General features: G+C 63.7%; 5 protein-coding genes. All 5 read left to right on the forward strand.

What is annotated here, in order from left to right:
* Positions 1–217: 217 nt before the first annotated feature.
* The gene (locus IB278_RS23800; protein ID WP_192325857.1) at positions 218–10,270 is read left to right on the forward strand and encodes a hemagglutinin repeat-containing protein; all 10,053 of its coding nucleotides are present in this window, start codon (positions 218–220) and stop codon (positions 10,268–10,270) included.
* A gap of 90 nt (positions 10,271–10,360) precedes the next feature.
* A complete protein-coding gene (locus tag IB278_RS23805) occupies positions 10,361–11,038 on the forward strand; it encodes a hypothetical protein (RefSeq protein ID WP_225613118.1) in 678 nt (225 codons plus the stop codon).
* A gap of 67 nt (positions 11,039–11,105) precedes the next feature.
* Positions 11,106–11,486 (forward strand): hypothetical protein, encoded by a 381-nt coding sequence (locus IB278_RS23810; RefSeq protein ID WP_192325861.1) that lies wholly within the window; start codon positions 11,106–11,108, stop codon positions 11,484–11,486.
* Between the two features lie 92 nt (positions 11,487–11,578).
* A complete protein-coding gene (locus tag IB278_RS23815; RefSeq protein WP_192325863.1) occupies positions 11,579–11,800 on the forward strand; it encodes a hypothetical protein in 222 nt (73 codons plus the stop codon).
* A gap of 168 nt (positions 11,801–11,968) precedes the next feature.
* Positions 11,969–13,684, forward strand: a complete 1,716-nt coding sequence (locus tag IB278_RS23820) for a ShlB/FhaC/HecB family hemolysin secretion/activation protein (RefSeq protein ID WP_192326060.1) — start codon at positions 11,969–11,971, stop codon at positions 13,682–13,684.
* Positions 13,685–13,714: the final 30 nt, after the last annotated feature.

The raw sequence follows: 13,714 nt of genomic DNA on the forward strand, positions 1-13,714 counted from the left end.
CGCCACGTTTCACGCCCGATCGTGGTGCCGGTCCAACATAAATGCTGTCGGTGTAATGCCTGCGCCTTACATCCGTGGACGCCAGTTTTCAAGTATCTCTGATTCGTGAATAAGTACCGCACGAACGAGGACGCTGCCCTCCCATAATCGGCCCGCCGAAGCATCTTGTCACAGAAATAACGATGTCCGGCAGCCAATCCTAGAGGGAGCACCAGACATGAATCGCCATTTGCATCGCATCGTCTTCAACGCCAGGCGCGGCCTGCGCATGGTGGTTCAGGAGACCGCGAAGAGCACCGGCAAGGGATCGTCGAAGGCGACCACCGTTGCAAGCGGCGCGTTCGCCGGTGCGGCGGCCTTTGCGCCGATGCTCGTGGGAGCCGTCCTTGCGGGCATGCTGATGGCCCCGTCTGCGCTTGCCCAGATCGTCGGGGCGCCCAATGTTCCCGGCAACCTGCGCCCCACCGTGCTCGTCGCGCCGAACGGCGTCCCGTTGATCAACGTGCAGACCCCGAGTGCGGCGGGTGTGTCCCGCAACGTCTACAACCAGTTCAACGTGGCCCCGAACGGGGCCATCTTCAACAACAGCCGCGTCAACGCAGCCACACAGCTCGGCGGCATCGTCCAAGGCAATCCCTACCTCGCGGGCGGGCCGGCTCGCATCATCCTCAACGAGGTCAACAGCGGAAATCCGAGCCAGCTTCGCGGATACATGGAAGTGGCGGGGCAGCGCGCGGAGGTCATCATTGCCAACCCCGCCGGCATCGGCGTCGACGGTGCCGGCTTCATCAACGCCAGCCGTGCAACGCTCACGACCGGGACGCCACAGCTCAATGCGTTCGGCGGCCTCGACAGCTTCCTGGTGCGGGGCGGCACCATCACGATCAACGGTGCAGGCCTGGATGCGAGCAAGACGGATTACGCCGCGATCCTTGCGCGTGCCGTGGAAGCCAATGCAGGGATCTGGGCCAGCGAGCTGAAGGTGGTGACGGGTGCGAACGCGGTCAGCGCCGACCACAGCCAGATCACGCCGACGACCGGCACCGGTGCGGCCCCCACCTTTGCCTTGGACGTGGCCGCCCTCGGCGGCATGTATGCCGGAAAGATCGTGCTCGTGGGCACCGAGGCCGGCCTCGGCGTGCGCAATGCCGGCACCATCCAGGCTGCACCGGGCGCCACCGCGCTGATGGGTGCGGGCCAGGTGGTCGTCACCAGCGCCGGACGCCTGGAGAACATCGGCACGATCCAGGGCACGGCCGATATGAACCTCGCGGCCGCGAGTCTGGGCAACAGTGGTCGCATCAGCAGCGGCGGCAATCTGAAGATTGCCTCGCAAGACAGCTTGACCAACTCGCTTGACGGCAAGGGTGGCACGCTCGAAGGCGCACGGCTGGAACTCGCCAGCACGGCAAGCGATATCGACAACCGCAATGGCGGCACGATCCGCCAGACCAGCAGCACGGGGCTGACGATTTCGGCACCGATCCTGAGCAACACGGCCGGCGGCGTGGTCGGGCTGGAGCCGGTCCCGGACACCCCGTCGCAGCCCGGTGGTGGCACGGGTCCGAGCACAGGTGGCGGTACCGATGGCGGCACCACCAGCCCAAGCACGCCCAGCACGGGTGGAAGCGCAGGAACCGGCGGCACGGTCTCCCCCGCACCGTATGTGGCGCCATCGCCCGGGACCGTCACAGCAGCGGGCGTGATTCTCAATGACGGCGGCCGCATTTATGCAGGCGGCCCGATCGAGCTGCAAAGCGCCAACATCAATAACAAGGGCGGCACCCTGAGCGTCGCCAGCATGACGGTCAACCAGCCCACCTTCAACAATCAGGGGGGCACGCTGAATGTCAGCAATGGCTTTACGGCCACCGTCGGCCAGTTCGACAATTCGGGCGGCCGGCTGAATGCCGGCTCGCTGAACATCGCCACCAGCGGCGACCTGCTCAACGTCGACGGCGTACTGACGAGCGCGACCGATGCCCACCTCGCGGTCGGCGACAAGGCGGACAACACGCGCGGATCGATTTCGGCGACGGGCGCGCTGACCGCGAGCGTGGGCGGAGCCACCCTCAACAGCGGCGGCATCCTGGCTTCCAACCAGACGCTGACGCTGAGCAGCGGCTCGCTGGAGAACACCAGCGGCAGCATCCAGTCCGCCCAGGCCGGCGTGCAGCTCGCAGTGACCAACCAGATGGTGAACGGCAGCGGCGGCAGCATCAACGCGGCCACGGATCTGGACATCCAAGCGGGCTCATTGAGCAACAGCGGCAGCCTGCGCGGCGCGAACGATATCCATGTCGCGATCGGCGGCGCGCTGGTGAATGACGGTAGCGTCACCGCCGGCCGCCACGCCACGATCACGGCCGGCAGCCTGCAAGGCGGCAGCACGGGGGTGCTGGGTGCGGGTATCCAAAGCGACGGCATGCTCGGCGGGGCGGGCGACCTGGACGTGACGAGCACCGGCGCAATGGTCGCCCACGGCACCAACCTGGCAGCCGGCAATGCCGCGCTGCAGGGCGCAGGCGTCGATCTGTCGGCCAGCCAGACCAGCGCATCCAACATCGCGGTCACTGCCACGCAGGGCAACGTGGTCACCAGCAGCAAAGCCACGGTCGCCACGCAAGGCACCCTCCGCATCACGGCCAACGCCGAGTCTGGCCAGACGTTGGTCAATGACGCGGGCACGCTCAGTGCCGGCCAACTGGACCTCAACGCCTCGAACATCGCCAACACCAACGGCGGCGAGATCGTGCAGACCAGCACGGGCGCCACCACCATCGCCACCAGCGGCACCCTGAACAACGACGGCGGACGCATCGCCAGCAACGGGCAGAACCTCAGCCTGAGCGGCGCAACCATTACCAACGCTGGCGGCAAGATCGAGCATGCCGGCGCCGGCACGCTCGCCATCGCGGGCGGCAGCTACAGCGGCACCGGCGGCCAGATCACCGGCAACGGCGCTTTGGCGGTCCACATAACGGGCGCCTTCAACCAAGACGGCGCCAAGGCTGCGGTCAGCGCCCAGCAGATCACCATCGACGCCGGGTCGCTCGGCAACCGCTCCGGCGCCCAGATCGTGCAGACCGGCACTGAGACCACGCGCATCACGGTGGTGGGCGCACTGGACAACAGCGGCGGCACGCTGGCCAGCAACGGCAACACCAACATCGCAGCCGGCAGCCTGTCGAACCAGGCCGGCACCATCCGTGCGGCCGGGACGTCCGACCTCGCCCTGACCGTGGGCGGCCTGCTCGACAACAGCAACAAGGGCGCGATCGGTTCGGGCGGCAGCACCACCGTTACCGCCGGAAGTCTCAACAACAATGCCGGCAGCGTGACCGCTGTCAGCGATCTGACCGCCACCATCGGCGGCGCCGCGACCAACGTCGGCGGCATGCTGGCGGCCAATGGCAACACGACGCTTGTGGCTGGCACCTTCGACAACACCCGCGGAACCGTGGCCGCCGTCAACGGCAACCTGAGCGTCACGACGACCGGTGCGACGACCAACAACGGTGGCACCTTGCAGGCCGGCGCCGCAACGAACTTGGTCAATGGCGGACTGAGCAATGTCGGCGGCAAGATCTTCGGCAACAGCCTGTCCGTGAACACGCGCGGCAATTCACTGGACAACAGTGCGAAGGGCACGTTGGCTGCCACCACCGCCGCGGCTGTGAACTCGGGGGCGCTAAACAACGACGCGGGCCTGATTCAGTCTGGCGGAGCCCTGACCATCGATACCGACGGCAAGGCACTGATCAACACCAACGCCAATGGCTATCGCACCACGCCCGAAGACGCGGCGGGCGGCATCACGAGCGCGGACACGCTGACGCTGATGAACGTGGGGGACGTGGACAACGCAGCCGGCTTCATCGGCGCGAAGAATGCGCTGGTTGCCGATACGCAGGCCTTCTCCAACACGGGCGGGGGCATGGTGCTCGGGCAGTCCACGGTGGCTATCGACACCCACGGTGCCAAATACGACAACACCGGCGGCCAGACCCTGGCGGTGGGCAATCTCGGCATCAACGCCGGGACACTGACCAACACCGGCGGCCTGATCCGCTCGACGGCCACGACGACGCTCGGTGCCGGCAGCGTCGTCAACATCAACACCCAGGGAACAGAGCAGGGCATCGAAGGCCAGAACGTCGACATCGCTGCGCAGTCGATCGTCAATACCTCCGGCGCGATCCGTGCCGACCAGAACACCACGCTGAGCAGCAACGGGAACATCGACAACAGCGCTGGCTTGGTGTCCGCTGGTGACACGCTCACGATCCGAGACCCCGGCGCGGCCAAGACCCTGTCGGTGCGCAACACCGGCGGCACCCTCGTCGGCGGCAAGAACGTCGTTCTCGACGCCGGCTCGGTCACATGGGACGGCAAGCTCCTGTCGCTGGGCGACATGACGCTGGCAGTCACCGAGGACATCACCTTCGCGGCGGGCAGCGAAACCGTCGCCAACCACAACCTGACGATCTCGACGACCGGCGACATCACCAACGGCGGCAGGCTCGCCGCCGGCAACGACCTGACGCTCTCCGCGAAGGATATCGACAACACCGCCACCGGCGACATCCAGGGCAAGACCACCACGCTGAACGCCAGCGGCACGGTCACCAACCGTGGCGTGATCGACGGCCAGACCACCCGCATCAACGCCACCACGCTGGACAACCTCGGCACCGGCCGCATCTATGGCGACCAGATCTCGATCGGCGTCGGCACGCTCAACAACGACACCGAAACCGTCAACGGCGTGGCCTCGGCCGGCACCATCGCCGCGCGCGATCGCCTCGACATCGGCGCCGGGACCGTCAACAACCGCAACGGCGCGCTGATCCTCAGCGCCGGAAACCTCTACATCGGCGGCAAGCTGGTGGACGGCAAGGCCAGCGAGGCCGCCGGCGTTTTGAACAACCACGCGGCGACCATCGAGGCCGTGCAGGACATGGACATCAAGGCCAATGTCCTGAACAACACCAACGGCGGCGTGACGTGGACGACCCAGACCATCTCCGACGGCAAGCAGCACACGGAATACGCACTGCCCGGCAGCGCGACGCGCTACGACCCGAGCCAGCTGGTTTTCGTGAGTGTGGGGGGGCCCTCCGTCGATTTTGAGCACCTGATGGGCGTGCTGTGGCCCAGTTTCGTCAGCTACGCGGCAGGGCCCGTGTCCGGCCAGTTCTCCGGCATCCTGGTGCCGTCCGCCAGCTATCCGCTGTCCCGGTACGGGACTTACTACGCGAACCCGCCGCGCAACAGCAGCGACCTGCATGGCACCCGCCAGGTGAACATCGATCAGACCGAGTCCTATACGGAGCCGGGTGCCTGGTATTCGCGCACCGATCCGATCTGGGCCACATTCGGCGTGACGCCGCCGGCCACGGACACGCCGGCCGACGATACGCAGCGCGCCGCCTACCTGGATGCTCACCAGCGCCTCGATGCCGCGACCGAGGCCTTCATCCGGGACGTCTACGACAACTACGCGCGCTCCTACTACGCCTGGGTCTACACCGAGTCGACCACCACCCCGGTGCTGCAGACCTCATCGCCCGGACGGATCATCGCGGGCGGCAAGATGGACATTGCCGTCGGCAGCGGCACCAACGACATGAGCCAGATCCTGGCCGGCGGCGCGCTCAACGTCACGGGCGGCACCATCGCCAACAACAACGTGGAGGTCTCGGGCGCGCAGACGCGCAACGGCTGGCAGCACTTCCAGGCGGGGACGGGCGACGCGACGCAGGTCACTCCGTACAACACCAGCGTTCCCATCACCGTGACCCTGGCTGCCGCACGGCAGGAAGGGAATGTGACCGTGGTCGGCAGCGGCGGGTCGACCGGCACCCTGACGCCCGGCCATACCAGCCAGGGCGTGGCCAGTGCCAGCGGTGTCAATGGGAGCGGCCCCACCGGCGTGGCCGGTGGCACCGGCACCCCGGTGAATGCGCCTGGCGCTGGCACGGGTGGCGCGGCAGGCCCGATCGTCCACCCGATCATCGAAGTGAACCTGGCGGCCAGTTCGGAAACGACACAGGTCGTGCGTACGACCTGGCCGGGCCTGACGCTGCCCACGGCCAGCCTGTTCCGCACGCATCCGGAGACCTCCAGCCATTACCTGATCGAGACCGATCCGCGCTTTGCGAACCGGCACAACTGGCTCAGCAGCGACTACCTGTTGAACAACCTGGGGCAGGACCCCAACAACGCCCTCAAGCGCCTGGGCGACGGCTACTACGAGCAGCGCCTGATCCGCGAGCAGGTGGCCCAACTGACGGGCTACCGCTACCTGGACGGCTACGACAGCGACGAGGCGCAGTACACCGCCCTCATGGACGCCGGCCTCACCTTTGCGCGGCAATACGGCCTGCGGCCGGGCATTGCGCTGAGCGATGCCCAGATGGCGCAGCTGACCAGCGACATCGTCTGGCTCGTGGAGCAGACCGTCACGCTGCCGGACGGCAGCAGCCAGCGCGTGCTCGTGCCGCAGGTCTATGTGCGCGTGAAGAACGGCGACATCGACGGCTCGGGTGCCCTGCTGGCCGGCAAGCAGGTCAACATCAAGCTCGATGGCGACCTCGTCAACAGCGGCACCGTTGCCGGGCGCGAGACCGTCAAGATCACCGCGGAGAACATCCAGAACCTGAACGGCCGCATCTCCGGCGGCAGCCTCGATCTCAAGGCCCGGACCGATCTGAACAACATCGGCGGCACGATCGACGCGGTGAGCCAGCTCAAGATCGAGGCGGGACGCGACATCAATGTGCGCAGCACGACCAGCACCAGCGCGCCGGCGCTGGACTTCGCGCCCGGGGCCGCGAGTTTGCGCGGCGCCACCATCGTCGACCGCGTCGCCGGCCTGTACGTGACCGGCTCCAAGGGCGTGCTGGTGGCTTCGGCCGGGCGCGACGTCAACCTGATCGGCGCCCTCGTCGCCAACAACGGCAAGGAAGGCACGACCGAGATCGGCGCCGGCCGCGACCTGAACCTGGGCACCGTCACGACCGCCAGACAGGATGCCACCGTTCGAGACGCCGGCAACTACCGCGCCGAGGCCAGCACGCGGGAGGTCGGCACCCGCATCGAGACCAGCGGAGACATCAGCCTGCATGCCGGTCGAGACGTCAACGTGCGCGCCGCCACCGTCAACAGCGCGGATGGCGCGCTCGAAGTGGCTGCCAAACGCGATATCACCATCGATGCCGGCCAGTCGACCTCCGCGCTCAATGTGGGACGCCGCACCGAGGACAGCGGCTTCTGGGGCAGCGACCGCAGCATGGAGCAAGGCACCTTCGGTTCGACCGGGGTCATCGGCAGCAGCCTGGGTGGCAAGACCGTGGTGCTGGATGCGGGCAACGACATCCGCATCCGCGGCTCGAACGTGGTGAGCGACCAGGGCACCGAACTCTGGGCGGGCAACAACATCACCATCGAGGCCGCGACGCAGACCCGGGACAGCCAGTATGTCCGCGAAGAGTCCAAGAGCGGCATGTTCGATGCGAGTTCGGGCTGGACGTGGGGCCACCAGGACATGCGCAGCACCAGCAACCGCGCGGAGAGCACGGCGGTGGGCAGCACCGTGGGCGCCATCGCGGGCAATGTCATCATCACCGCAGGCAACCGCTACAGCCAGGTGGGCAGCGATGTGGTCGCGCCGGGCGGTGATATCGACATTCAGGCGCGTGACGTGCAGATCGTCGAGGCGCGCGAGACGAGCCGCAGCGAGAGCACGCAGAGCTTCTCTCAAGGCGGGATCACGCTGGGAATCAAGGCGCCGTTGATCGACCTCTTGCGGAATGTCGAAGAAACATCGGAGGCCATGGGCGACACCAAGGACGACCGCATGCGCGCACTGGGCGCCGCGAGTATCGCGATGAGCGGATATTCGGCATACCAGGACATCGCAAAACAGGCTGTGACCCAAAGCAAGGATGGCACCGGGGTGGTCAGCATGGGGGCAACGCTGACGATCGGCAGCAGTTCGAGCGAGACCACCAGCACCCAAAGCAGCAATACATCGGCGGGCTCGCGCGTGCAAGCCGGCGGCAACGTCACGATCACCGCTACCGGCGGTGGGCGAGATTCCAACGTCCTCATACGCGGGAGCGAGATCGACGCCGGCAAGAACGTCAATCTCTCAGCGGACAACAACGTGACGCTCGAGGCAGCGGCGAACAGTCACGAGCAGAGCTCTACCAGCCGCAGCAGCAACTCGAGCATCGGCGTGGGCGTGAGTTTCGGTGACACGAACGGCATCACGCTGGAGATCGCGGCAGGCAGCCAGAGCGGGCGCGACAACGGCACGGATGGCGTATGGACGAACACCACCATCAACGCCGGCCAAATCGTCAATATCGCCAGCGGCGGTGATACCACCGTTCGAGGCGCGACGGTTTCTGGAAGTCGCATCAATGCTCAGGTGGGGGGTAACCTGCACATCGAAACGCTTCAGGACACCAGCACATACCACAGCGAGAACAGCGGAAGCAGCTTCAGCGGGAGCTTCTGCATCTATATGTGTTCTGGAGGGAGCGTCAGCATTGGTGCGCACAACATGCGAGGCGACGGGGATTTCGCGAGCGCCACACAGCAAAGCGGCTTCCTTGCGGGAAGTGGCGGCTTCGGTGTGAATGTCGCAGGTAATACGAATCTCATCGGCGGCGTTATCAGCAGCACGGACACGGCAGTGACCGGCGGCAGGAACAGTTTCTCGACTGGCAGCCTGACGATGACTGACTTGCAGAACCACGACACCTTCCAGGGCAGCGGGTACAGCGTGAGCGTCAGCACCTCCGGCAGCGGCGGTCTGGGCGTCGGCAGCAGCGACGTCAACCAATCCAGCACCACGCAGAGCGGCATCTCTGGCATCGCGGGCAACACGGGTGTGCGCACAGGAGTCGACGGCACCAATGCGCTGCGGCAGACGAACTTCGACCGGGCCATGCGCGATGTGGGGGCGCAGGTACAACTCACGGCGCAGTTCGGTTCGCAGGCCTCACGTGCCGCCGGCAGCTATGCCGACGGGAAGTTCCGGGAAGCGTCCGACAACGGAGACGCTGAAGGCATGCGGCTGTGGGGTCCCGGTGGTGCCTATCGTGCGGCAATCCACGGGGGCGTTGGTGCGCTCACGGGAGGTGGAGGTGGTGCCGCTGGGGCGGTTGCGGCATCGCTCAGCATCACCGAAATTGGTGGAGTGATCTACGGGCTTCATCTGCCCGAGGCTGTCGCGCAGGGCCTGACGCAAGCTGTGGCCTTGGCAATTGGAGGAGCGGTGGGCGGCACCGCCGGCGCGGCTGGGTCTTTCAATGAGGCAAGCAATAACAGCATCAACTTGCTCATGCGGATTGGGCAAATCTCCACACAGTTTTTGCAGCAGGGCTGGAACGCTTTGACCGCGGACGCACAGGCCTTGGCGGTCATGTGTGCACAGTCGCGGGCCTGTTCTGCCTTGCTGACCACGTCCATGATGCTCGCGATCAACACCTCGCAGGTCAGAGCACCCGAGCCAACCGGCGCTGCCGCTATCCCGGTTGATCCGAGAGATCCATTGCCTCCGCCAGATCCGATGATCAATGTGCCTATCGCTGTCGGAGGTGGCAACACCACGACCCCGGGGACAGTTCTTCCCGGACAAGGAAGCCCGGGCTACGGAGCTTCGAACCCGACGATTGGGGACACGTCAACGTCAACGCCCAACAACGGCCCTCTGCCTGGGACGGTGGTGATGAACCAGAATGGGGAGCCGCCGCGCGCCACCAACGGCGTTCAGCTCGATCCGCGATTGCCGGACCCCGTTGCAGGGCTGGGCTATACGCCAAATGCACTGAATTCGTCCAATCCCAATATCGCAAACTCTCATCGAAACGGATATGTTGAAGAATTGAGGTTGGCTAACGAGGTTGTGAAATTGCCCGGCGAAACGGTGATTAGCTATGGTGATGTTATTGGGTCTCATGGTGCCGACGTCACCTCGGTCAACAGCAACAATGGCGAAGTCTCGTTGTGGGACAATAAGTACCGCGGCAGTAGCCGCATCATCCAATCAAGCCCGACATTCGAACCAGGCTCGACAGCGCTCAACGATGCAATTACAAGGGCCCGAGAGCAGATTGAAAACTCCAGCCTGCCGCAACCAGTAAAAGACGCCGCGATCGTCAATTTACAAAACGGAAATTTTACGACAAACACCACTGGCTCGGGCCGAGCCAGAAATTCCGTTCCGGTGAAGTTTTGCAACTTCGTTCCATGTTAAGAAATGAAATTCAATCCTGTTAGAACTCGCGAGATAACGCCCGGCGCTGTGGCACGAGCCCTACGGACCGAGTATGCCGTTGAGCGGCCCATGGGCAATGTTGCAGCATCCGAGCTTAGCGAATGCATCCGCGCATGGCTGGTCGGTTTTCATTCTGAAGTAGCACCTATAGTCCGCCGGAGCAATGATTGGCTGAATCGTGCAATCGAAGAGGACGAGAAATTTGGGGTGAATCATGACCTTCATCGCGCAGCTCTGTATCAGGCCAAGGCCATTGGGGAATGGATGGAAACAGGACGCAATAACGACGCCGCGTGGAATCAAGCGCGCCTTTATGAAGAATCCGCTTGGAGACACGAGACGCGTCCTTGGAAGGACAAAGAAATTCTGCAAGATGGTTTGGATGACTTCATGGCATTCGCATGTCAAAGTGGAAATCAGGAAGGCGCTCTCGAAGCAGGAATCGTCATGTACGAGCGTTGGAAGGGTGCAAAAGAAATATCCCTAAAAAAGGCGCTCAAGCCCTGTGATTTTGGGTATGTTAGATGCCTACACCTGGCACGACAGCAATTCGAAGCGGAAGACTTATTGAGGGCGGGGCGCAAGATGCTGCAAGCTTATTTGGAGGAGAAGTGGCTTGGGGGTGGGCAATATATGCGGGCGGCGACATGGCTGAAGATTGTCTATTCTGATGGTGAAAATCCACTTCAAACGATACTCGCGGCCTATGAGAATATGCCTGGCGTTATTCGTCCTGATTTTGTCTAACGAATTAAATCGTCTGGTGGATCTGTTTGTCGGCGGAGTCGCCAAAGCATTTGAGGAGCACTGAAAAGTGAGCTATTACACGCGATTGGATTTGTCGTGGGATGACGGAGATTACGCCGTGGGATCGCTTGCTGTGGAAGATTTTATGGCTGCTGCGAAGGAGTGCTTTGAAGGATTCGCTTGGAGCACAGATGTGCTTGAAGATTTGCAAATTGCAGCGGAGGGACGGGGGCTGGACAGCGCCGGGTTTAATCAAATTGGCTTGGGACTCGTCGATTTGCTGCAGGCGATATCCCTGAAGATTCCGGATGTGACGTTTCATGCGAGAGGCATTGGCGAGGATGTTTTTGATACATGGATTCGTCAATTTCGTGCTGGCCAGATAATGTGGCAGGCCGGACCGTTCGATTCCTTGGAGGCAATAGAACGGCCTGGGTTGTCTACGTAAAGGCGTGCCTTGCAATAAAAGTTTCGTGCTCCTTGAATTCGTGATGGCACTATTTTTTCGCAATCTCTTGTGAGTGAGACATCAGTTTGAGAATGCTCTTGGTTCTGTTCTTGGCATGCCTGTTCATTTTCAGCATCGGCTTTTCATTGGCTACCTTGCTTGTCATGCCCTTAATTCGCTGGGCAATCCATGGGGCGCTTTATTTTTCTGTCAGTTCATCTGAGCTTTTCAATCTGCTCCTTGTTGTTCTTGGCACTAGCTTTGTTGCGACAGCGGCGATGTGGTTAGCCGGAAAGTACAAGGGTCAATGGTGACATTTTTGTCCTGACGTTGTCGGACTGTCTATGGACGTATTGACCAAGAAATAACCCGTCGAATGCACCTGAATCATTGCGTATCGAAACGGCAGATGTAATTCAGATGTGCAACGATGCGGAAAAAAGGAAATCGAGGGAGAGAACTTGAAAGCGAACTCACGTAGCATATTGGCCGGCGTGTTGCTGAGCGGCCCCTTGTTGGCTCAAGCCCAAGTGCCCAGTACGCCCCAGCCTTTCGTCGAACAGCAACGCCAGCAGGAACGCGAACGCGCCCTGCGCGAGCAGAACGAGCGCACCGTCGACCAGCGCCTGCAGGCGGCACCGCCTGCACCGGTGGCACGTATCCCCAAGACCGAAGCCCCATGCTTTCGCATCGACCGCGTGCTTCTGGTCGGCGAGCAATTCGAGGCCTTCCAATGGGCTGTCTCTGATCTTTCAGGGCCCGAGGGCAACGATTCACCCCTCGGCCGCTGCCTTGGCACCGCAGGCGTGAAGGTGGTGCTCGCGCGCGCCCAGCAGGCGGTGATTGCGCGCGGCTTCGTCACTACGCGGGTGCTGGCCGCGCCACAGGATCTCTCCACCGGCACCCTGACCTTGTCGCTGGTGCCAGGACGCATCGCAGCTATCCGCCTGACGCCGGATTCTTCCTCGACCCTGCTCGGCAGTTCCGCCCTGCTGGCCACCGCCATTCCCGCGCGGGTCGGCGACCTGCTGAACCTGCGCGACATCGAGCAGGGCCTGGAGAACCTCAAGCGCGCGCCCACGGCCGAGGCCGACATCCAGATCGAGCCCTCGACCGCGCCCGATGCCAGGCCCGGCGACAGCGACCTCGTGGTCAAGTACGTCCAAGCCAAGAAGTGGCGTGTCACCCTGAGCCTGGACGACAGCGGCACCGAGGCCACCGGCCGCTATCAGGCCGGCGCCACGGTGTCGGTGGACAACCCCTTCGGCCTGAACGACCTGTTCTACGTCAGCGCCAACCACAACATAAACGGCCACGTTTTCAGCGATCCGGGCAAGGGCACCGAAGGCCAGACGGTGCATTACTCGCTGCCCTATGGCTACTGGATGCTGGGCCTCACGGCCTCCAACAGCCAGTACCACCAGCGCGTGGCCGGGTTGAACCAGGACTATGTGTATGCCGGCAAGACGAACAACGCAGAGGTCAAGCTCTCGCGCCTGATCTACCGCGACCAGCGCCGCAAGACGACGCTGGCGCTCAAGGGCTTCCGACGCGAATCGCGCAACTTCGTGGACGACACGGAGGTCGAGGTGCAGCACCGGGTGGTGGGCGGCTGGGAGCTGGGGCTGAACCACAAGGAGTTCATCGGCGACGCGACACTGGAAGGCACGCTGGCCTACAAGCACGGCACCGGCGGTTTCGGCGCCATTGCGGCACCTGAGGAGCAATTCGGCGAGGGCACCTCGCGCATGCGGCTGTACACGGCCGAGCTGAGCCTGAACGCGCCCTTCAAGCTGGGCGAGCAGAAGCTGCGCTACTCCGGCCTGGTGCGTGCGCAGTGGAACCGCACGCCGCTCACGCCGCAGGACCGCTTCGCCATCGGCGGGCGCTACACAGTGCGCGGCTTCGATGGCGAGACCAGCCTGATGGGCGAGCGCGGCTGGCTGATCCGCAACGACATCGGCTGGGCCATGGGGCAGAGCGGGGCGGAGCTGTATGTCGGCGCCGACTACGGGCATGTCGGCGGGCGCTCGACCGCGGACCTGCTGGGCCGCAGCCTGGCGGGCGCGGTCATCGGGGTGCGGGGGCAGTGGAGCAAGCTGAGCTATGACTTCTTCATGGGCGCGCCGATCCGCAAGCCGGAGGGGTATCGCACAGCCAAAACCACCTTCGGATTCAATCTCAACGCGAGCTTTTGAAATCCTTTTGATTGGGACATCAGTCGACTC

The sequence above is a fragment of the Variovorax sp. VRV01 genome, assembly GCF_014852545.1.
In the GTDB taxonomy this organism is placed as follows: Bacteria; Pseudomonadota; Gammaproteobacteria; order Burkholderiales; family Burkholderiaceae_C; genus Variovorax; species Variovorax beijingensis_A.